Origin of the sequence: Akkermansia muciniphila (assembly GCF_002884975.1) — a bacterium.
Classification (GTDB): Bacteria; Verrucomicrobiota; Verrucomicrobiia; order Verrucomicrobiales; family Akkermansiaceae; genus Akkermansia; species Akkermansia muciniphila_C.
This window is the reverse complement of sequence record NZ_PJKB01000001.1, coordinates 25,372-45,962: the sequence shown is the minus strand read 5'-3', so window position 1 is coordinate 45,962 and position 20,591 is coordinate 25,372. Positions and strand designations below refer to the sequence as shown.

Here is a 20,591-nt window from a genome sequence, read left to right as displayed (position 1 = left end):
CCCCATGGACTGGACAGGCCGGAATCACTTGCTCTTCCTGATTCTCTGGATAACAGGCTGCATGTCCGCTTCCGGCTGAGCCTGGGAGTAGGAAAGACGGCCCGGCTCCAGCACCAGGCAGGAGCCATCCTTGCAGATTTCCGTCCGCTGCGCCGTCACGTCAACGGTATGCCCGCAGCCGCCCAGCAGAGCGGCCGCCGCATAAACCGCTCCTGCCAGGGCCACCCACAGGAGGCGTTCCCACCATTTCAAGCCTGTCCTGGCTTTGCTCTTCTCATAGGCAGCCTTCATGCCCTGTTTTCCCGCCTCCAGGGCGGCCTTCTTCTGTTCTTCCGTCAGGTTGAGGTTCATCGGACGGCAGGGGTGAAGGTTTCAGGGAGAAAGACTTCCCCATCATTAAACTGGTTATTACTGTTCATCTTGTTCATTTGTTGGTTCATCGCCCGGAAAGGGCCTGCACGCGGACCGTTTCAGGGCAAGCCCATCTTTGAACCGTCCGTAGGGGGCGCGGCAACACGCCTGACGCGTCCATGGAAAGAGAAAACGAAGCCGCCCGTACCCGGACCACCGGGAAGGAAGCTCCCGCAGCGCTTCTTGAGAACCATCTTCCGGACACGGAACACCGTCATACGCGCCGCACCGCCAACCGGGCGCGAGGGCGGGAATTTCCGCCCCAGATAACAAATACCCTGTTGAAAACGGAACAGGTTCATGCTAGTTTCTTCTCTGCTATGGCAAAACCGGCTCTGGGGAAAGGCTTTGACGCCCTTATCAATCAAAATCTGTCTCGTGAATCCTTGGCGGCTCCCCAGGCGGGAGACGTTGTGCATCAATTATCCCACGCTTCCATCATCCCCAGCTCCCTTCAGCCCCGCGCCATTTTTACCCCGGAACAACTGGCGGAACTGGTGGATTCCATCAAGGAACATGGCATCATCCAGCCGCTGATTGTCCGGAAAACGGAGAGCGGCAAGTATGAATTGATCGCCGGGGAGAGGCGCTGGCGCGCTTCCGGCATCCTGGGCCTTTCCACGGTGCCCGCCATTATCCGGGAAGCTTCCGACAAGGATGTGCTGGAACTGGCGCTGATTGAAAACCTCCAGCGTGAAAACCTGAGCCCGCTGGAAGAGGCTTCCGGCTACATGCGCCTGAAAACGGAATTCCGCATGAAGCAGGGAGACATTGCCAAGCGGGTGGGCAAATCCCGCGCCTCCGTAGCCAACAGCATGCGCCTGCTTGACCTGCCCCAGGCGGTTCAGGACATGCTGGGGAACGCCTTCATCAGCGTGGGACACGCCAAAGTCCTGCTTTCCCTCCGGAATGAGGACCAGCAGATCCAGCTCGGGCGCGACATCGTCAACAAGGGGTACACCGTCCGCCAGACGGAAAAGGCCATCCAGAAGATTCTCAATCCTCCGGAACCCGCCCCGGCCAGAAAGCCCTCCTCCCCGCAGTACAAGAAGATTTCCAGCGTGCTTGCCAAACAGTTCGGCACGCCCGTAAACATCTCCGGACAAGGGTCCAAGGGCTCCATTGAGATTACCTTTTCCAGCAAGGCTGACTTCATCCGCATCCTTGAACTTCTGGGACAGGATGAATGGTCTGATTCCAAGTAAAAACCTCCCACCCCCGTCTTTTTCCCATGACGCCCCGCATTGGACTCATTCTGCTCACGGCCCTGCTGATGCAGTGCGGAAAGCCCGTGGAAACGCTCCCTGACAGTGCGGAAACCATTCCCGCCCAGTTGCAGGAAACGGACCACTTCAACGGCGGGAACGCCATGTTCCACGCCGCCCGGATAACGGAGATGGGAGACAGGAGCGCCGGCACCCCCGGCTACCGTAACCAACTGGAGTACCTGAAAGGGGAACTGGCCAAACACGGCTGGACGTGCCGGGAACAATCCTTTGAGGAGGAAACGCCCAAGGGCCGCGTCCGGTTCACCAACCTGCGGGCGCGCTTTGGCCCGGAACCGGATTTCCGGGCTCCCGTGCAGGGCCTGCTGACCTGCCATATTGATACCAAGCCGGACATCCCCGGATTCACGGGAGCCAATGACGGCGCTTCCGGCGCCGCAGCCATTCTGGAGACGGCCCGCATCCTGTCCGGAGAGCCCGTCCGCGCCAGGGAAATGGAGCTGGTGTTTTTTGACGGGGAAGAAAGTTTTGCCGAGCACATGGACAATGACGACGGCCTGTACGGCTCCAAGCACTATGCCGCCGCCCTGCAACCGCCGCTGCCACGGTGGCAGCTCAACCTGGACATGGTGGGGCGCCAGGGGAAAAAGATACGCATTCCGGCCATGACGCCCCAGTCCATGTACCAGGTTTATTCCCGCGCCATCCGTGAACTGGGCTATTCACCGCAGGAATGGGGAATATCCGGCTACGCCATTCTGGACGACCACGTCCCCTTCATGGAGCGCGGCATGGACACCCTGAACCTCATTGACGATTTTGAGGACGGCAACTGGTGGCATACGTCCAAGGATAACATGGGCATCCTGGGAGAAAAATCTTTCAGAAACACAGGAGAAATGACCCTGCACATCCTCCGCCAGCTGCTGCCCGGTCCGCCTTCCACCTGACCAGCAGGCCTGAATACCCAACTACCCCTACCTTCCCATGTCCTTCACCTCTCCCTGGCTGCTCTGGGCTCTCTTCGCAGCCTCCATCCCCATCATCATCCATCTGGTCAACCGGTGGCGGCACCGGTCCGTCCATTGGGCGGCCATGGAATTCCTGCTCCGCGCGGCCAGGGAAACCCGGGGAACAAAAAAACTGCTGCATTACCTGATCCTGGCTCTGCGCGTCCTGGCCGTGGCGGCGCTGGTAACGGCCTTTGCACGGCCCCTGCTCAGCAGCTTCTTCGGCTGGGGAAGCTCCGGCCTGAATGAAGTCCTCCTGGTTCTGGACCGCTCCGCCTCCATGGACGCCCGGCCGGACAAGACCAATTCCCTTCGGGACGCCATCCCTCCCCTGGTGGAATCCACCTTTGCGCAGCTGGGCAGCTGCCGCCTCTCCCTGCTTGACTCCACCACCGGAACCGTTACCCAGATTCCGGCTCCGGAAGCCCTGGCGGACCTGACCGTGAGCAAGACCACGGACGGCGGCGCGGATATCCCGGCCCTGCTTCAAAAGGCCATCCCCTATCTGGAGGAATCCGGTTCCGGAAAAACGGAAATCTGGATCGCCTCAGACATGCAGGCCTCATCCTGGAAGCCGGACTCCCCCCTCTGGTCCAGCGTGCGCCAGCGTCTGGACGCCCTGGCTATTCCTCCGTCCATCCGCATCATGGCCCTCCGGGACAGGCCGGAAAGCAACCGGGGCATCCGGGTGCGGCAGGCCCAGGTGAACAATGGCAGGCTGGTGCTGGACCTAGAAGTCCTGCGCCAGGGGTTCAACCCCAACCAGCCGGAGAACGTGCCGGTGCACCTTTCCGTGGATAATGCCGCCGCCTCCGCCACGCTCCAGCTGGCCGGGGAAACCACCACCATCAAAAAGGAAATTCCGCTGCCGCAGAGCAAGGAATCCGGTTTCGGCTTCGTCTCCCTGCCTCATGATGATTTCACCAGGGATGACCTTTCCTTCTTCACCTTCGCTCCCAGGCCCCTCGCCAACATCCTCATCTGCGGCCCCCCCGGGGAAGTGGGCAAAACCCTCTCCCTGATGTCCGCCCCTCCCGGCCTGCCCAACAGGAAAGCCTCCATGCCCGGCAGCACGCGGGCGGCGCAGACCAAGCTGGCCTCCCAATCCATGGTCGTCTGGTACGGACCGCCGCCGCGCGCGGAAATGGAAGAAAAACTCCGGACCTTTATTGAGGAAGGGGGGCTTGTCCTCTTCCTTCCGGATGACACGGCCCACGGCACGCGCCACCCGTTCCTGGGCGTTTCCTGGGGCGCGATGGAAACGGCCCCTCCGGACGAGTATTACCGCCTGGAAACGTGGGACCGTGAGCGCGGCTTCCTCCGGGACGGCTCCGGCCAGGCGGCCATCCCCGCCAACCGGCTCCGCGCCGTGCGGCGCAAGCCCCTGCTGGGCAAATACCGCACCCTGGCTTCCTGGCATGACGGCGCCTGCGCCGTCGCCCAGGTCCGGTACGGAACGGGCTCAGCCCTGTTCCTGGGAACCCTCCCCAGATACTCCTGGTCCAACCTGGCGGACGGCCACCTGCTGCTCCCCCTGCTCCAGCGCATGGCGGACCGGGGGGCGGAACGCTTTTCCACCGCCATCTCCCTCCGGGTGAATGATCCGGCTCTGCCGCAATCCGCTACGGATACACCCGTGCGCATGGACAACGCCCAGGGCACCCATCCCTCAGGCTCCCCGGCGGATACGGCGGGCGTGTACCGCCTGGGGGCGCAGACCTACGCCGTCAACCGCCCCTGGTCTGAAGACAATCCGGACCAGATCACGGATGAAAAGCTCCGCCTTCTTTTGCCGGGGGCTTCCATCAGCTCCATGCAGAGCACGGCGGAAACGCCCTCCCTGGTGCAGGAGGCCTGGAAGCTCTTCCTCATCATCTCCCTTGCCTGCCTGCTTCTGGAAGCCTTCCTGTGCCTGCCCAGGCACACGGCCAAACGTCCCAACCCCGCTACCCGCCCATGAGCCTGAGCCTTCAACCTACCGCGTTAAGCATCATCCTGGCCGTCCTGGTCATGGGCTTCGGCGTATGGATGAGCCGCATCGCCTGCAAGCGCAACCGCCGTCCACTCACCTTCAAGCTGGAACTGCTGCGCCTGCTGATTCTGGCGGCCATCTGCTTCCTGCTCTTCCAGCCGGAATGGGTCATCACCTCCGCCCCGCAGGAAAAACCCAAGGTCTCCATCCTGGAGGACCGCTCCGGCTCCATGGAAACGCAGGACGTGGAGCTCACCCCCCTGCACGTCGTCACCCGCACGGCCTACGTGCAGGAACTCATCAAGGGGAACAGCACGGAATCACTGAAAAACACGCACGTGGTGGAGAACGCGTCCTTCAGCGCTCCCCCCGCCCCGGATTCCCCCGGCTACGCCATGGCCTGCACGGACCTGGCCCAGCCGCTGGAAGACGCCATGCACTCCTCCGACAACCTCCGGGCCGTCATCATGTTCACGGACGGCGGACATAACGCCCCCGCTTCCGTGCTCACGCAGGCCCAGCGCATGCGCACGCGCGGCATCCCCCTCTTCATCATTCCCGCAGGCAGTCCGTACCCCCTGCCGGACCTGGCCCTTCAGGACGTGAAAGCCCCCACTTACGGCATCATCGGGGAGACGGTGCAGATACCCTTCACCATTAAAAGCACGCTGGGCAAGGAAACCCGGACCACGCTCACCCTGGCCTCCAGGGATACGGGAAAAACCGTCACGCGCACAGTTACCATCCCGGCCCAGGGGGAAGTGTCCAGCGCCGTCCTGTGGAAAATAGAAAAGGAAGGGGCGGAAACGCTGGAGCTCAAACTCCCCGTGCAGCCCCAGGAACGGATGCAGAATAACAACGCCTCCTCCTTCAGCATCGCCGGCAGGCGGGAATCCATCAAGGTGCTGGTGGTGGATACGCTGCCGCGCTGGGAATACCGCTTTATCCGGAACGCCCTGTACCGTGACCCGGGCGTGGACGTGCACACCCTGCTCATTCATCCGGGAATAGAGGAAGTGGGGGAAGGCCCCGGCTACCTGCTCAAATTCCCGGACAGGATGGAAGACCTGGCCCAGTATGACGTCATCTTCATTGGAGACGTGGGGCTGGGCCCCAAGGGGCTGACCAGTGAACAGGCAGCCCTGCTCAAGGGCATGGTTAAGAACCAGGCCAGCGGCATCGTCTTCCTCCCCGGCTACCAGGGCAAGCAGATGGAGCTCCTGAAATCCGAGCTGGGGGACCTGATGCCCGTCACCTTCCTTACCGCCAAGCCGGAAGGCACCACCCAGCCCGCCCCCTCCCCCCTCATCCTGACGCCGGAGGGCCGCGGCTCCCTGCTCACCATGCTGGCGGACACGGAAAGTGAAAACGAGGAGGTGTGGCGCAACCTGCCGGGCTTCAACTGGTACGCCCCCGTGGAACGGCCCAAGGCAGGCACCACCGTACTGGCCGTGCACGCGGCGGACAAGAATGCCTACGGACGCATCCCCCTCATTGTCACCCAGTCCTACGGCAACGGGAAAGTCCTCTTCATGGGCACGGACTCCGCCTGGCGCTGGCGGCGCGGCGTGGAGGATAAGTACCATTACCGCTTCTGGAGCCAGGTAGCCCGCTGGATGAGCTACCAGCGCAACATGGCCGCCGGGGAAAGAATCCGCCTGATTCCCAATCCGGAACGCCCCCGCCTGGGGGATACGCTGACGGTGACCGCCATGGTCTCCGACAAGCTGGGCGCCCCCCTTCAGGACGGGGAGGTCTTCCTGGACATCACCGCACCGGAAGGCACCGTCAGCCGCGTGCAGATGGATAACATGGACCATACCTGGGGTTCCTTCACCGCTTCCGTTAAAATCAACCGTCCCGGCACGTGGAAGCTGACGGCCTCCTCCTCCGCGGAGCCGGACAAATCCGTCACGCTTCCGGTCATCACCATGAATGAAACGCTGGAAAAAACCGGCCAGCCCGTCAATACCGCCCTGATGGAAGAAATGACCTCCATCACGCGCGGACGCGTGGTGAAGGCGGAGGAAATACAGCAGCTCATTAAAGAAATCAAGGACCTTCCGGTGCCGCCGCCCATGGAAACGCGCATCCTGCTCTGGTGCAGCCCCTACACGCTCGGCATCCTCCTCTTCCTCCTTGCCCTCTTCTGGGTAGGCAGAAAGCTCAACGGCACCATCTGACCCCGGCGCTCCCCCTTTCCGCAGGGAAAGAGCGTCCTCTTCCGTTACTTCTCCTCCGCCGCTGCCTTGTCCGCAGCGGGAGGGGACGGCGGCGCAAACTTCAGCTTCACGCCCAGCTTTTTCCAGGCTGCCGCCATTTCCTGCTGCACTTCTTCCGGGCTCTTTCCGTCCAGCAGGATGCCGCGCGCCTTCCTGGCGTCCTCCGCGTCCCAGGCCTTCAGGTAGCTCCGGAGGCGGACCGCCTTTCCCTCTCCTTCCAGGTGGCACCAGTACACCGTCCATAACAGGCCGGCCCAGTACCCTGCCGCGTCCCCCTTCAAGGCGCTGTCATGGCCTGAGGCGGAATGGGAGGAATCCCGCGCCAGCATATCCGCCAGCGCAGGCAGCGGCTCCTTTCCGGTGCGCAAGGCGCGGGGAAGCTTGGAGGCCAGCCTTTCGGGAAGCTTCCGGAACACCGCGGCCTCCTTCACCATGGGAAGGAAAGCCACGTACGCGGAAAAGCCGTCCACCAGCCAGTGCTCCAGATCCATGGATTGCGCCACCCAGTGCGCAACGGCAAAGCGCGGGTCCACTGCATCCAGCTTCAACGGTTTCCCTGTCTTGCTCCGCAGCAGCAGAACCGTGAAACTGGTGGGGGAAAACTTGAGCCTGCCATGCATCAGGCCCGGCGCCCGGTTGAACTCCTCCTCCTGAAAGCACACCCGCACCAGATACTTGCGGGAGGGGCGGCGCGCCACCGTCAGGTTCATGGGAACCGCCGCCAGGACGGATAAAACGGTCTCAAACCGCCGCGCCAGAGCCATGCGTTCCGTTTCCGACAATTTTCCGGGAGACTCAATAATGAAATGGTCCGTTTCATATACGCTCAGCTCGTCCGTCTCCTGCACGGCCTTCACCAGCAGCAAGGAGGGAGCCGCAGCAACAGCAGGCCATGGAATATCCCAATTCGGTTCCAGAGGAACGTAACGAGCGCCGGGAGGACCCGGCGCAGGGGGATTCTCCGCCCCCGCATCCGTATCCGGAAGCGTGCCGCCGGACTTCACCCATTCCAGAATATACGCCTGGTCTGCACCGGAAAAAACGTTCTTGGGAACGGCCACCACGCGCCCGTCCTGAAGCTTCAGGTCCACCTCCGCATCCCGTACGGCCACCAGCACGGCTACCACGGTTGCGCCCCGGTCATTGGTCCAGATGCGCGCATGAACGCTTCCGGCCAGGCTCAGTCCGGCCAACGCGGACAGTATCTTTACGGGCACGGTCATAGGGCTCCCTTTGTCCGCACAAGCTACCACATTGTCTCCCGGACGCAATCCTTTTTCCTTCCACGCATTCCGCTCCGGAAGCCGTTCCATCAAAAGAAGATGGATAAAATCCGCGTCATGGCTTTCTCCCGGAGGGGTTGACACGTCCCAGTAAAACCCATAATCTTATGAAAGAGAGGAAAAGCAGACATGCACATCAGACCACTAAGAAAAAACATTCCGCTGACCATCGTCACCCTGGTGGCCCTGGGCATCATGCTCTTCCTGTTCTTCATGCACCCCTCCTCTCCGGAGGAATCCCTGGAATTTTATACGCCGGACGGCAACGGCGTGGGCTCCTTCCGGGTGGAAATCACGGACGTGCAGTCCAATCCCGCCTATACGGAAGTGAAAATCGTTCCGGAAGACATGGAACCCTTCCAGCGGTTTATGTCCAAATTCCGCAACAAGCCCGTAACGGCCAAAATCCCCTCTTACGGAAACCACGTTGTTGTGCCGGGCAGGGACATGCAGTGTGACGGCGTCCTGAGGCTGACGGAAAACTGATGCCCGGGATTCATATGATTCCATGCGGAGCGGGATCAAGGGAAATCCCTGCAAGGACCGGAAAAACGCTTGGAATGAAGCGGCTTCCGTACACCATCATATCCGGCGCAACGCGCAGGAAAAATCAATTTACAAAAGGTCCCCATCCTTCCTGCCTACATCCTTCCCCCATTTCCGGGCCAGAAAGGAGCACACCATCAACTGGAGCTGATGGAAGACCATGATGGGAATGACCAGCAGGCCGATGGGGGCTCCGGCAAAGATCACGTTCATCATCGGGATGCCGGTTGCCAGGCTCTTCTTGGAGCCGCAGAAAATGATCGCGATGCGGTCCTCACGGGAAAAACGGAGCCTGCGGGAAAGGAACGCCGTCAGCCACAGGGCCGCAGCCAGAAGAATGCCGCAGAACACCAGCACCTCCACCAGGGACAGCCAGGGGAGGTTTTTCCACACGCCGTTGATCATGGCGTGGCTGAACGCCGTGTAAATCACCAGCCAGATGGTACTGTGGTCCGTCCAGGAAGTGATGTTCCTGTGCGTGACCACCCATTTGCCTATCCAGCGCTGGGCGAGCTGTCCCGCAACAAAGGGCACCAGAATAATATAGCAGATGTTCAGAAAGGTGGAGAAATCCACGCCCCCTTCTCCGCCGCGGGACCACACCAGCCCCACCAGCAGGGGCGTGAGGAACACCCCCAGCAGGCTGGAGACGGAAGCGGAGCAAATGGCCGCCGCCACATTCCCCCCGGCCATGGAGGTAAAGGCAATGCTGGACTGCACCGTGGAGGGCAGCATGCACACGTACAGCATGCCCATGCACAGATCAGGCCCCAGCACGCTGTTCCAAACGGGGATGCTTAAAATCCCCAGCAGGGGGAAAATCACGAAGGTGCTGACGGCCACCAGCCCCTGGAGCCGCCAGTGCATCAGCCCCTCCCACACGGAACGGCGGGAAAGCTTGGCCCCGTACAGGAAAAAGAGCAGGATGATGGCCGCATCGCTCAGGCGGCTGAACACCGTATCCCACACGCCGGAACAGGGAATCAGAATCCCCGCGCTCACGCTGACGATGAGGCCAACGGTAAAACGGTCCAATTTGGAAAGGAATCCCGGCATGGAGGCATGAAGAAAGGTGAACGCCGTTTCCGGCTCCCTACTTGAAGCGCACGGCGTGCTTCTTGCTCAGGCGCAGAACGCTGCCGGGAGCCAGTTCCGGCACGGCGGCAGGGTCCGTCACCTTCACGTCATTCAACTGGATGGCGCCGGGCGTGAAATGTTCCTTGCGCAGAACTCCGTTGGACTTCTTCACCTGGAAAACGTTCTCAAACAGGAAGGCCGCCAGGGCCAGCGCGTTCATGCCGGCAGGCAGGGAGGCGATCTCCACTTCCGGCAGGTCTGCGGCGGCCAGGTCCCTCTTAGAAAAACGGGTCTCCCAGTCTGCGCGGGCGGTGTCCGCGGAGGCGGAATCATGATAACGGGCCGTAATCTTCCAGGCCAGCAGCTTCTTGGCTTCCATGGGATGCAGGCCCATATCCCGCTTTTCGCCCAGCAGGACCAGGTAATAGCGGTCCATCAGCTCATCGCTGGCGCTCATCATCTTGCCGAACATCATTTCCGGCGCTTCATCCACGCCCACGTAATTCCCGTAGGATTTGGACATCTTGCGCACGCCGTCCAGGCCTTCCAGCAGGGGCATGGTCATGGCGATCTGGGGCAGCATGCCTTCCTCCTTCTGGAGGTCGCGCCCCACCAGGATATTGAACAACTGGTCCGTACCGCCCAGTTCAACGTCCGCACGGATTTCCACGGAATCCCAGCCCTGCATGATCGGATACTGCATCTCATGTAGGCGCACTTCCTTGCCGCCCTCCACGCGGGCCTTGAAATCCTCGCGGGCCAGCATCTGCTGCATGGTGACGCGGGAATTGAGCTTCAGCACTTCCTCATACGTCATCTTGCGGAACCAGTCCCCGTTGTAGACGATCTCCGTCTTGTCACGGTCCAGAATCTTGAACGCCTGCTTGGTGTACGTCTCCGCATTTGAGAGCACCTGTTCGCGGGAAAGGGGGGGGCGGGTGACGGAACGGCCGGAAGGGTCCCCGATGGTGGCGGTGAAATCCCCGATGAGCAAAATGGCCTGGTGGCCCAATTCCTGGAACTGGCGCAGTTTTTCAATAGCCACCGTGTGGCCCAGGTGAATGTCCGGCGCGGTGGGGTCCACGCCCAGCTTCACGCGCAGGGGACGCCCCAGCTTGAGACGCTCCTTCAATTCTTCACGGCTGATCACGACGGCGGTACCGCCCATCAATATATCCAGTTGCTCATCTATAGTCATCGATCTGGCGCATAGAGTGCCGGGGGCGACGCGCCTTTTCAAGCTTATATCCTGTGCGCGAAGCGCCAGGCCCGCCCAAGAGCCCCGCAGAACCCGCCCCTGTTCCTGAAACCGGGCGGCGCGCCGCCGGGCATGGACTAGGAAGGCGCGGGAAACTGCATTTCAGCACAGCCCTTCTTCACGGCCCTTTCCGGACAACGCCATCCGTAAGAAATCCTCCTCCCGGCGGAGGACCGGTTCACCTACATGAGCTGGTACAGCCGGGGATAGGAAGCCTCATTGGCGGTAACGTAATGCGGGCGCTGGTGGGGCCTGGGCCGGTTCTGGTTGCCATGCCAGCCATTATTATGATTATGGTTGTAATGGTGCGACGGACCGGGGCGGTAATAGTCGTTATCGTGGTGGTGGCACCCTGCGGCCAGAACGGCTACAGTTGCTGCGGCAAGAATGGGTATTATTTTCATATTCATCTTTCTGAATGGTGAGACCACTCCGCAGGAGGAATATGAATGAAAAAAGTCTGTCACGTCTGTCACCCGAGCATGCGCTCCCTGTTGACGAAGAACACGGCCCCCAGCACACACAGGAAGGCCCACAGGTAATCCCACTTCCATTTCTCCCCAATGTAGAACAGGGCAAACGGAATAAACACGCACAGGGTGATGACCTCCTGCATGATCTTGAGCTGGGCCACGTTCAGGCCGCCCGCATTGCCCAGGCGGTTGGCGGGAATCAGGAAGCAGTACTCGAAAAACGCCACGCCCCAGCTCATCAGGATAATCAGCATCAGCGGCTTGTCATCCGCCGGGGAACCCTTCTTCAAATGCCCGTACCACGCCCACGTCATAAAGACATTGGAGATGACCAGCATGGAGATCGTTAACGCAACTTTCATTCTTTTTAATTCAACAACGTCAATCCCTGGAAGACTTGGGGTCCAGGGCGTCCCGCAGGCCGTCCCCCAGGAAATTCAGCGCCAGCAGCGTGGCGGAAAACAGCAGCGCCGGGAACAGGAGCAGTTCCGGACTCACCTCCATGCGGTCCGCCCCTTCCTTGATCAGCGTGCCCCAGGAGGAATTGGGCGCCTTCACCCCAAGCCCCAGGAAGGACAGGACGGCCTCCAGCAGCATGATGCCGGGAACGGCCAGCGTCGTGTACACGATGACGGACCCGAACAAATTCGGCGCAATATGGCGGAACAGAATCTTCATGTGGCCGATGCCCAGGGAGCGGGCCGCCTCCACAAACTCCTGCCCCTTCAGCTCCAGCGTCTGCGTGCGCACGATGCGCGCCAGCGTCAGCCAGCCCAGCGCGCCGATGGCGATGAACAGGGGAATCAGCCCGGTCATGGGGCTCACCATCTCCACGGACCAGCCCGTGACGCCGGAAACCCACTGCGTCAGCCGCTGGGCGGGTTCCTCCACGGACAGGGAGAAAATAATGACCAGAACAATAAAAGGCAGGGCAAAGAGCACATCCACCAGGCGCATCATCAGGGAGTCCAGCCGCCCCCCGGCATAGCCGGAAACCAGCCCGTACGTCACGCCTATCACCAGGGAAACGCCCGTGGCCACCACGCCCACCAGCAGGGAAATGCGGCCTCCGTACAGCACGCGGGCCAGCAGGTCACGCCCCAGCTGGTCCGTACCGAACCAGTGCTCCCAGGAAGGGCTTTCCGCTATGCGCGCCAGGTCCTGCACATTCGGATGCGGCAGCCACGGCAGGAGAGGCCCCAGGAAACAGGCCGCCACAATCAGCGCCAGCGCCAGCAGGGAGAACATGGACGCGCGGTTCCGTGAAAGCCGCAGAAAGGCGTCCTTCCACAGGGAGGAGCCCTGCTCCTCCGTATTGTTCCACTTCCCGCTCTTCATGACTCCGTTCTCAATCTGGGGTTGACGGCCATCTGCACCAGGTCCACGGCCAGATTGGCCGCGACAATCAGAATGCCGTAAAACAGGACAAGCCCCTGGATCAGGAAATAATCCCGGTCCGTGGTGGCGTTCACGAAGTGCTGGCCCATGCCCGGAACCTGGAAACAGGTTTCCACCACAAAAGAGCCGGTAATCATGGCGGCAAAAGCCGGCCCCAGGTAGGAAAGGGCCGGAATCAGGCCGCCGCGCAGGGCGTGCTTCCAAACCATGCGGAAGGGTCCGGCCCCCTTGGCGCGGGCCGTGCGTATAAAATCCTGCCCCAGCACCTCAAGCATGCCGCCGCGCGTCAGGCGCGCCAGATAAGCGGCGTTCACCAGCCCCAGCGTCAGCGCGGGCAGAACCACGCAGCCCGGTGAATCCCACCCCGCCACGCTCAGGCCGGGCACGTTCATCCCCAGGCCCACGCCCAGCAGCGGAGCCACCACGAAGGCGGGAATGCAGATGCCCGCCATGGAAACCAGCATCACCCACCAGTCCATCCACCGGTTCTTGTACAGGGCGGCCACGATCCCGGCGGGAATGCCCACCAGAATGGAAATCACCATGCCGATCACCCCCAGCTGGAGGGAAACCGGGAAAGACTGCCCGATCATGTCCGCCACGCTGATTCCCTCCTTCACCAGGGACGGCCCCACATCGCCGTGAACCAGCATATTCCACCAGTAGCGCCCGTACTGCACCAGGGAACTCTGGTCCAGCCCGTAACTGGCCTGAAGCTGCTGAAGGACGTGGTCCGGCAGCTTCTTCTCCCCCATGAAGGGGTGCCCCGGCAGCAGGCGTATCAGGAAAAACGTCACTGTCTCCAGCACCAGCAGCACCAGAAGCCCCTGCCCCAGGCGTTTCAGAATCATCCTGGTCACGGCGCGGCCTCCTTCCCATGCGCCGGGGGAGCCCCCAGGCTCATGTCTTCAAACAAATGGTTGTCCAGCAGCAGGGGGTGCCACCCCTGCACCTCCGGCCTCTTCAGGTAGGACCGTTTGGCCCAGTACAGGGGAATCACCGGGGATTCCGACAGCATCAGCGCTTCCGCGCGGGCCAGCAGGGCCATGCGCTTCTCCTGGTCCCCCGTGGCGCGGCTCTCCGCCAGCAGCCGTTCGTACTCCGGACGGGACCACCCCGTATTATTGTTTCCGGAGGCAGCGCTCCACAAATCCAGAAAGCTGGACGGGTCCAGGTAATCCCCGGACCAGGAGGAGGAACTGAAATCATACTGCATGGAGTTCTGCGCGAACTTGTAGGCCGTCCACTCGCAGGAACGGATGTCCACGTGAATGCCCAGATGCCTCTTCCACATGCCCTGGATGGCCTCCGCCATGGTCTTCTGCACCTCGCGGGACGTGGTCATCAGCTCCAGCCGGGGAAACCCCTTCCCGCCGGGAAAACCCGCCTGCGCCAGCAGGGCGCGCGCCTTCTCCGGATTAAACTCCACCCCGTGCGGCGTCTTGTAGCCCGCGCCGTCCGGCGTAAAGCCGAAGCACGGCTGGCCGCCCCCGCACACCACGTCGCGCACCAGGGCCTCCCGGTCCACGGCCAGGGAAAGAGCCCGGCGCACGCGGGCGTCATTCAGCGGAACGCGGCCGGTATTCAGCCGGTAGAAAATAGTCACGTAATAATCATCCTGGCAAAAGTCACCCTTCCCCCGCTCCCGCGCGTACGCCGTCATCTCCGGAGGCACGTTATTGGTCACATGGAGCTTGCCGTTGAAAAACATGCGTGTTTCCGTGAAGCCGTTCACGGTGGGAAGAAAACGCACTCCGTTCAGGCGCACGGCTCCGGCATTCCGGTAGCGGGGATTGCGCCTTACCTCCACATAATCATTGAAACGGTGCTCCGCCATCAGAAAAGGGCCGTTCCCCACCGCAGAGCCGGGCCGCGTCCACCCGCCCGTCCGGTCCATCATCCCGCCGTGGGCCTCCACCGCATGCCGGGGGACCGGGAACCAGGTGCAGTGAAGCAGCAGCAGGGGGAGCTGGGGCATGGGGGAGCGCATCGCCAGCTCCAGGGTATGATCATCCAGGGCGCGGACTCCCACACCGGCGGCATCCCATAAATCCGGGCGCCCGGACCGGGCATCCTCCAGCATGAGGGCCGCCATCCTCCGCACAGCCTCTTCCGGCATGCCCTCCGGCCATGCCATGCGGGACGGGTTGCGCTGCAGCTCCTCCCACTCCGGGGCTCCCAAGGCATCCAGCCCGCGCCAGTCCACCCGGTCCAGCAGCGCGTCACTCAACCCGTTTTCCGCGGCAAACCGGGAACCCGGGCCGCATAAAACCAGGCTGCGGCGGTTCCTGTTGTAAGCCTCCGCATTCTTCAGGGGATAAAGCATATCCGCATACCGTCCGCCAAACTCTGGATGAAGCAGGCGGTGGTAGGCATACACGAAATCATGAGCCGTCAGCGGCGCGCCGTCGCTCCACACGGCATCCTTCCTCAGGGAAAAACGCCACCTGTCCGCTTCCGGATTGTGCGTCCAGGACTCCGCCACGGCGGGATGGAACACGGCGTCATCCCTGGAATCCCCCCGCAACAGTCCCTCCATCACGGAATTGATGATCTTGAAATCGGAAACGGAGGTGGCGATGTGGGGGTCAAAACTCTGCGGCTCCGTATTATTGCCCACAATCAGAACGCCTTCCTCCTGCGCCCGTTCCACGCTGGTGCGCGTGTCGCATCCGGCGAGCAGAAGCATCACACAGAACATCATGAACAGGCGCATGGGCGGATTCTGTCAGGTTTCCGTTCTCCGTGCAAGGCTTCACCTTAAAGAAATGGAAGTGCGCAAAACCCGCGCTTCTGGTCTTTTGCCCTGCCGCGGCACTTGAATCTTGTTCTCGGGATACAAAAAAATAACATTTTTGCCATGTTCAGATTCAAGCAGCACTTATTTTGTCTTCTGGCGCTGGCGGCGGCCATGTTTGCGGCGCCGTCCCAGGCGGCGAACACGGCGCCCTATGCCAGAGCCTACATTGAAGGGGAGGAAATCACAGGCTCCACGCTGGAAAGCCGTTACACCGCCCCGGAAAATGAATCCCCCACCCCCGTCATCCGCTGGGAAAAGAGCGATTCCAGAAACGGGAAACCCGTGCTCGTCCGGCAGGGCGCGGACGCGGAATCCTACACCCTGACAGACAAGGACGCCGGAAAATACTTCCGCATCATCGTGGGAGCCGGGACGAAGGATGCCATTGCGAGCGCCTGGATAGGCCCCGTCATGACGGAAGAACAGGCGGAAGGCATCACCAACCGCTTTGACTCCGGCAAACCCTATCATGAAAACGTGGCGGACCTTCAACAAGAACTGAAGGAAAAACTCAAGGACTCCGTCTATTTCACCGTGGAAACAGGCAATCTGCACGCCTCCCCCTACGCCATGGTGCGCAACGAACGGACAGCCATTCCGGAAAACCTGCGCCCCTTCCGTGAAAACGGAAAAATCTACCTGAACCAGCCCTTCATCCAGGCCGTCTTCAAGAAAGAACTGCCGGATGAAATCATGGAGGAAGCCGGAGGCCAGAAGGCCTACGAACTGGGCAATGTAGCCAGGGCGCTCAAGCTCAACCTCTGGCTGGGCGACGAAAACCGCGCCCCGGTGGACAACTTCCGCATGCAGCCCATGGCGGAAGGCCTGGTGATCCTCACGCCGGAAAAAGACGTATTCTCCCCCGTGAAAGACCGCGACCTGATCAATGAAGCGGTAAACCAGCTCTTTGACTTCAAGGCCAGCGAGGAACAGCTCCAGTGGTTCCGCAACGCCAAATTCGGCATGTTCCTGCACTGGAACCCCTCCTCCCTGCTGGAACGGGAAATCAGCTGGGAACGCAATGCGGCCCGGCCCAAAGACAGCGCCAGCGGGCACAAGAACATCGTGGACTTTGAATATGACTCCGCCTACCGGAACTTCAACCCCGTACAGTACAATCCCCGCAAGTGGATGTCCATAGCCAAAAAAAGCGGCATGAAATACGCCGTGCTGACCACCAAGCACCACGACGGATTCAGCAACTTTCCGTCCGTCTATGATACTTACACGATTGCCGCCACCCCTTATAAAAAGGACATCGTGGGGCAGTTTGCGGCGGCGGCCCGTGCCGCCGGGCTAAAAGTGGGCTTCTACTATTCCGGGCGCGACTGGTTCAACCCCTGCTACCTGACCAGCCAGCACTACCGCTATCTGGAATACTACTTCGGGCAGCTCAGCGAACTGCTCACCCGCTACGGCCAGGTGGATGTCCTCTGGTTTGACAGCCTGGGCAACAGCTCCCTCAACCAGTGGGACCCGCGCACCATGGTGCGGCGCATCAAGCAATACCAGCCGGACATCCTGATCAACAACCGCATGAACGGAACGCGCGGCGGCGGCAACAGGGAGGACCTGCTGGAGGAACTCAAGGGCGACTTCCTGACGCCTGAATGCAAGCTGGGGCCGTTCAACAGCAAAACCCCGTGGGAAAGCTGCATGACGGTGGCCAACATTCCCGGCACCCGCTGGACGGGAAACTGGTCCTACACCTCCAAGGCAAAAACCGTTCCCCTGGAAAAATCCATCAAATTCCTGATCAACAACACGGTCAAGGACGGCAACCTGCTCTACAACATCGGGCCCACGCCGCTGGGCGCCTTTGACCCGGAACAGGCCAATATCTTCCTGTCCATGGGCAAATGGATAGCCCCCTACCGGGAAGCCATCTACAACACCCGCGGCGGTCCCTACATTGAGCAGCCCTGGGGCGGAAGCTGCTACAAGACAGACGCCAGCGGAAAGAAGACTGTCTATCTCCACGTCAGCCCGCTGATCGCCCAGGACGGGAAAGCCCTGAAAGGCTCCGAACCGCTGTTCATCAAGGACCTTGGGGATAAATTCACGAAAGCAACCGTCATCGTGAACGGCAACGGAAACGGAAAAGCCGCCAAGCTGGAAAAGCAAGACGGCCAATACAAAATCACGCTGCCCGCGGGCGTAACCTGGGACAGCCTGGACACCGTCATCAAACTCCAATAACCCCCTTTTCTCCTGTTGGGAGAGAGTATTCAGCCAAGCCGGCCCCGGCCTCACGCCGGGACCGGCTTTTCTACTCTGGAAAACAATTCATCCCTCCTGTCCCCGGATGGCCAGTACTGCTGGAAACGCGGGTTTCCAGCCCTGGTGAACACCCCTGTCCTCCTCACATTCCTGCAAACGGTACGCCTCCGGAAAATAAAAACCCCGCCGCGGATGAAACCGCAGCGGGGCCGTTTTCCTTAATCAGTGAATAAGGGAAAGGGGGCGTAGATTACTTGCTCTGCGCCTTCTTGGCGGCGTCAATCTGGGCCTTGATCTGGTCCTTGTTGGCAAGGATGCCTGCCTTGATGCGGGGAGCGCGCTGACCGGCCTCAGAACCCGGCCCCAATTCGGCAACCTTGTCCAGAATCAGCACGGCGCCGTCCACGTCACCGGTGGAATTCAGGTAAGTGCCGAACTCCATCATCAACAAATCCTGCTGGGTTTCCGGCAGGAGCTTGTCACGGTCCGGATAGGCCTTCACCACCTGGAGGGCTTCCGCAGGCGTGGTCTTGTCCGTCAGCTTGCCGGCAAGGTAATCCTGCACGCTCTTCTGTTCCTTCTTGAGCTGGTCAGCGTGGGCGTCCGCGGCTTTCAGGCCGGACTTGTCATCCTTGTCCAGCTTCTTGATTTCCGCCTTCACATCGCCGTAAAAAGTATCCACATAATCCTGGGGAGCCAGCTTGAGCACTTCCATCAGGGCAGCAACCTTGGCTTCATCCGTAGTAGCCTTGGCCACATTGGCCTCGGCAGCCTGCAGGGCTTCCTTATTCTTCAAGGCATCCTGCATGGACTTCATCACGTCTTCCTTGGAACGGCCGCCCACAAAACCGCCGAACGGCTTGCCGGAAGCATCCGCGTACACGATCGTCGGGAATCCCTGCACGCCGTACTGCTGGGCCAGCTTGTCATTGGCGGCTTTCATTTCCTTGGACTGTTCCTTGTTACGGGGATAATCCAGCTCCACCAGAACGAAGTCCTTGGAGGCTTCCTTCTGGAAATCAGGCTTGCTGAACACGTTGGCGCGGAGCTGCATGCAGGGCGGGCACCAGTCGGAACCGGTGAACTCAATCATGAGATCCTTCTTCTGTTCGGCTGCCTGCTTCTTGGCGGCATCCATATCGGTAATCCAGCCTTCCGCGGCAAAACAGGGAGCAACGCAGGCGGCAACAACTATTGGCAGAATTTGTCTAATCATATCTATTATTCAATATTGAAGAATCGGACAGCCTGCGTCAATCTCCTGTTCAATCATTTTTGGAAAATTTCCAAAATGACGTGCCTCCGCAGGAAAAACGGGCCCCTCCTGCGGAGGGAACAATCCTCCGCCCCATGGAAAGGCGTGTCATTACCGTACCAAATCCGTGATTGCCTTTCAGCGTGTTTTCACTTATGTACTGGGCATATCATGAACACGGTTTTAATCATTGGAGCAGGCGGCGTAGGGCATGTAGTGGCCAACAAATGCGCCCAGCTGCCGGAAATCTTTCAAAACATTCATCTGGCCTCCCGCACGAAAAGCAAATGTGACGCCATTGCGGACGACGTGCGCGCCAGAACGGGCGTCAGCATCACCACCCATGCCGTGGATGCGGACGACGTGCCCTCCACCGTGGCCCTCATCCGGGAGGTGAAGCCGCAATTGCTGGTCAACGTGGCCCTTCCCTACCAGGACCTCACCCTGATGGACGCTTGCCTGGAAACCGGCGTCAACTATCTGGACACCGCCAACTATGAACCCCGGGACGTAGCCAAATTCGAATACTCCTGGCAGTGGGCGTACCAGGACAAATTCCGCAAGGCTGGGCTCTTCGCCCTGCTGGGCTCCGGCTTTGACCCCGGCGTCACCAACGTCTTCACGGCGTGGGCGCTCAAGCACCACTTTGATGAAATCCATACGCTGGACATCATTGACGTGAATGGCGGCAACCACGGCAAGGCCTTCGCCACCAACTTCAACCCGGAAATCAACATCCGGGAAGTGACGGCCCCCTGCCGCCACTGGGAAAACGGCGCCTTCCGGGAAACCGCCCCCATGAGCATGCACCAGAGCTTCACCTGCCCGCAGGAAGTGGGCACGTATGAAATCTACCGCATGTACCATGAGGAAATGGAAAGCCTGGTCAAGCACATCCCCACCATCCGCAGGGCGCAATTCTGGATGTCCTTCTCCCCGAACTACCTCAAGCACCTGGAAGTGCTGCAGAACGTGGGCATGACCCGCATTGACCCGGTCATGTACAACGGCGTGGAAATCATTCCCCTGCAATTCCTGAAAGCCGTGCTGCCGGACCCCGGGGACCTGGGCAAGACGACCAAGGGGAAAACCTGCATCGGCAACGTCATCACCGGCGTGAAGGACGGCAAATTCAAGGCCGTGTACATCTACAACATCTGCGACCATGAAAAATGCTTTGAAGAAGTGGGGTCCCAGGCCATCTCCTACACCACGGGGGTTCCGGCCATGATCGGCGCGGAAATGATCCTCACGGGCAAATGGTCCGGTGCGGGCGTCTTCAACATGGAGCAGAACGATCCGGACCCCTTCATGGATGAACTCAACAAGCGCGGCCTTCCCTGGCAGTGCGTGGAGCTTACGGAAGAACAGGCCAAAGCCCTGCAAGTCCACTGATAACGGACTCCGGCAGGAGCCGCAAACTTCATCGAAAGCCGCGCA

The 20,591-nt window shown here is 60.7% G+C and carries 17 protein-coding genes; 7 read left to right on the top strand and 10 right to left on the bottom strand.

Annotated elements, in window-relative coordinates:
- Nucleotides 1–24: 24 nt before the first annotated feature.
- On the bottom strand, nt 25–351 hold the full coding sequence (locus tag CXU21_RS00205; RefSeq protein ID WP_102724596.1) for a hypothetical protein: 327 nt from the start codon (nt 349–351) through the stop codon (nt 25–27).
- 380 nt (nt 352–731) lie between these two features.
- On the opposite strand from CXU21_RS00205, the gene CXU21_RS00200 reads away from it, so the two are divergent.
- Genes CXU21_RS00200 through CXU21_RS00185 form a run of 4 tightly spaced genes read left to right on the top strand, consistent with a single transcriptional unit; the run spans nt 732 to nt 6,802 of the window.
- Nucleotides 732–1,616 (top strand): ParB/RepB/Spo0J family partition protein, encoded by an 885-nt coding sequence (locus CXU21_RS00200; RefSeq protein WP_180972388.1) that lies wholly within the window; start codon nt 732–734, stop codon nt 1,614–1,616.
- A 26-nt stretch (nt 1,617–1,642) separates the two neighbouring features.
- On the top strand, nt 1,643–2,587 hold the full coding sequence (locus CXU21_RS00195) for a M28 family peptidase (RefSeq protein WP_102724594.1): 945 nt from the start codon (nt 1,643–1,645) through the stop codon (nt 2,585–2,587).
- Between the two features lie 37 nt (nt 2,588–2,624).
- The gene (locus tag CXU21_RS00190; protein WP_102724593.1) at nt 2,625–4,607 is read left to right on the top strand and encodes a BatA domain-containing protein; all 1,983 of its coding nucleotides are present in this window, start codon (nt 2,625–2,627) and stop codon (nt 4,605–4,607) included.
- Nucleotides 4,604–6,802, top strand: coding sequence for a hypothetical protein (locus CXU21_RS00185; RefSeq protein ID WP_102724592.1), 2,199 nt, complete (start codon nt 4,604–4,606; stop codon nt 6,800–6,802). The genes CXU21_RS00190 and CXU21_RS00185 overlap by 4 nt, the downstream gene beginning before the upstream one ends.
- Before the next feature lie 44 nt (nt 6,803–6,846).
- Here the strand turns inward: CXU21_RS00185 and CXU21_RS00180 are convergent, their stop codons facing one another.
- Nucleotides 6,847–8,064 (bottom strand): hypothetical protein, encoded by a 1,218-nt coding sequence (locus CXU21_RS00180; RefSeq protein WP_146016866.1) that lies wholly within the window; start codon nt 8,062–8,064, stop codon nt 6,847–6,849.
- A gap of 189 nt (nt 8,065–8,253) precedes the next feature.
- On the opposite strand from CXU21_RS00180, the gene CXU21_RS00175 reads away from it, so the two are divergent.
- Complete coding sequence (locus CXU21_RS00175; RefSeq protein ID WP_102724590.1) at nt 8,254–8,610, top strand: hypothetical protein; 357 nt, start codon at nt 8,254–8,256, stop codon at nt 8,608–8,610.
- Between the two features lie 129 nt (nt 8,611–8,739).
- On the opposite strand, the gene CXU21_RS00170 is transcribed toward CXU21_RS00175, so the two are convergent.
- From CXU21_RS00170 to CXU21_RS00140, 7 genes are all read right to left on the bottom strand, one after another.
- A complete protein-coding gene (locus CXU21_RS00170; RefSeq protein ID WP_102713766.1) occupies nt 8,740–9,726 on the bottom strand; it encodes a bile acid:sodium symporter family protein in 987 nt (328 codons plus the stop codon).
- A 37-nt stretch (nt 9,727–9,763) separates the two neighbouring features.
- Complete coding sequence (tyrS, locus tag CXU21_RS00165; RefSeq protein ID WP_102724589.1) at nt 9,764–10,945, bottom strand: tyrosine--tRNA ligase; 1,182 nt, start codon at nt 10,943–10,945, stop codon at nt 9,764–9,766.
- 242 nt (nt 10,946–11,187) lie between these two features.
- Nucleotides 11,188–11,409, bottom strand: a complete 222-nt coding sequence (locus tag CXU21_RS12035) for a hypothetical protein (RefSeq protein WP_146016686.1) — start codon at nt 11,407–11,409, stop codon at nt 11,188–11,190.
- 68 nt (nt 11,410–11,477) lie between these two features.
- Complete coding sequence (locus CXU21_RS00155) at nt 11,478–11,840, bottom strand: DMT family protein (RefSeq protein ID WP_102713772.1); 363 nt, start codon at nt 11,838–11,840, stop codon at nt 11,478–11,480.
- 19 nt (nt 11,841–11,859) lie between these two features.
- Nucleotides 11,860–12,816: an ABC transporter permease gene (locus tag CXU21_RS00150; protein ID WP_102713774.1), complete on the bottom strand. Its 957-nt coding sequence runs from the start codon at nt 12,814–12,816 to the stop codon at nt 11,860–11,862.
- A complete protein-coding gene (locus CXU21_RS00145) occupies nt 12,813–13,727 on the bottom strand; it encodes an ABC transporter permease (protein WP_102724588.1) in 915 nt (304 codons plus the stop codon). The genes CXU21_RS00150 and CXU21_RS00145 overlap by 4 nt, the downstream gene beginning before the upstream one ends.
- Nucleotides 13,728–13,732: 5 nt before the next feature.
- Complete coding sequence (locus CXU21_RS00140; RefSeq protein WP_102724587.1) at nt 13,733–15,592, bottom strand: peptide ABC transporter substrate-binding protein; 1,860 nt, start codon at nt 15,590–15,592, stop codon at nt 13,733–13,735.
- Nucleotides 15,593–15,736: 144 nt separating this feature from the next.
- Between CXU21_RS00140 and CXU21_RS00135 the strand changes: the two genes are divergently transcribed.
- On the top strand, nt 15,737–17,875 hold the full coding sequence (locus CXU21_RS00135; RefSeq protein ID WP_146016865.1) for an alpha-L-fucosidase: 2,139 nt from the start codon (nt 15,737–15,739) through the stop codon (nt 17,873–17,875).
- Nucleotides 17,876–18,146: 271 nt separating this feature from the next.
- Here the strand turns inward: CXU21_RS00135 and CXU21_RS00130 are convergent, their stop codons facing one another.
- Nucleotides 18,147–19,112 (bottom strand): thioredoxin family protein, encoded by a 966-nt coding sequence (locus tag CXU21_RS00130; RefSeq protein WP_102713782.1) that lies wholly within the window; start codon nt 19,110–19,112, stop codon nt 18,147–18,149.
- A gap of 210 nt (nt 19,113–19,322) precedes the next feature.
- On the opposite strand from CXU21_RS00130, the gene CXU21_RS00125 reads away from it, so the two are divergent.
- The gene (locus tag CXU21_RS00125) at nt 19,323–20,546 is read left to right on the top strand and encodes a saccharopine dehydrogenase family protein (RefSeq protein WP_102724585.1); all 1,224 of its coding nucleotides are present in this window, start codon (nt 19,323–19,325) and stop codon (nt 20,544–20,546) included.
- Nucleotides 20,547–20,591 lie beyond the last annotated feature (45 nt).

Excerpts from the sequence above, each read along its gene's own strand:
- CXU21_RS00155 (WP_102713772.1), bottom strand. The coding sequence starts at position 11,840 with ATGAAAGTTGCGTTAACGATCTCCATGCTGGTCATCTCCAATGTCTTT.
- tyrS (WP_102724589.1), bottom strand. The coding sequence starts at position 10,945 with ATGACTATAGATGAGCAACTGGATATATTGATGGGCGGTACCGCCGTC.
- CXU21_RS00180 (WP_146016866.1), bottom strand. The coding sequence starts at position 8,064 with ATGACCGTGCCCGTAAAGATACTGTCCGCGTTGGCCGGACTGAGCCTG.
- CXU21_RS00150 (WP_102713774.1), bottom strand. The coding sequence starts at position 12,816 with ATGAAGAGCGGGAAGTGGAACAATACGGAGGAGCAGGGCTCCTCCCTG.
- CXU21_RS00135 (WP_146016865.1), top strand. The coding sequence starts at position 15,737 with ATGTTCAGATTCAAGCAGCACTTATTTTGTCTTCTGGCGCTGGCGGCG.
- CXU21_RS00170 (WP_102713766.1), bottom strand. The coding sequence starts at position 9,726 with ATGCCGGGATTCCTTTCCAAATTGGACCGTTTTACCGTTGGCCTCATC.
- CXU21_RS00205 (WP_102724596.1), bottom strand. The coding sequence starts at position 351 with ATGAACCTCAACCTGACGGAAGAACAGAAGAAGGCCGCCCTGGAGGCG.
- CXU21_RS00185 (WP_102724592.1), top strand. The coding sequence starts at position 4,604 with ATGAGCCTGAGCCTTCAACCTACCGCGTTAAGCATCATCCTGGCCGTC.
- CXU21_RS00175 (WP_102724590.1), top strand. The coding sequence starts at position 8,254 with ATGCACATCAGACCACTAAGAAAAAACATTCCGCTGACCATCGTCACC.
- CXU21_RS12035 (WP_146016686.1), bottom strand. The coding sequence starts at position 11,409 with ATGAAAATAATACCCATTCTTGCCGCAGCAACTGTAGCCGTTCTGGCC.
- CXU21_RS00130 (WP_102713782.1), bottom strand. The coding sequence starts at position 19,112 with ATGATTAGACAAATTCTGCCAATAGTTGTTGCCGCCTGCGTTGCTCCC.
- CXU21_RS00125 (WP_102724585.1), top strand. The coding sequence starts at position 19,323 with ATGAACACGGTTTTAATCATTGGAGCAGGCGGCGTAGGGCATGTAGTG.
- CXU21_RS00200 (WP_180972388.1), top strand. The coding sequence starts at position 732 with ATGGCAAAACCGGCTCTGGGGAAAGGCTTTGACGCCCTTATCAATCAA.
- CXU21_RS00195 (WP_102724594.1), top strand. The coding sequence starts at position 1,643 with ATGACGCCCCGCATTGGACTCATTCTGCTCACGGCCCTGCTGATGCAG.
- CXU21_RS00145 (WP_102724588.1), bottom strand. The coding sequence starts at position 13,727 with ATGATTCTGAAACGCCTGGGGCAGGGGCTTCTGGTGCTGCTGGTGCTG.
- CXU21_RS00190 (WP_102724593.1), top strand. The coding sequence starts at position 2,625 with ATGTCCTTCACCTCTCCCTGGCTGCTCTGGGCTCTCTTCGCAGCCTCC.
- CXU21_RS00140 (WP_102724587.1), bottom strand. The coding sequence starts at position 15,592 with ATGCGCCTGTTCATGATGTTCTGTGTGATGCTTCTGCTCGCCGGATGC.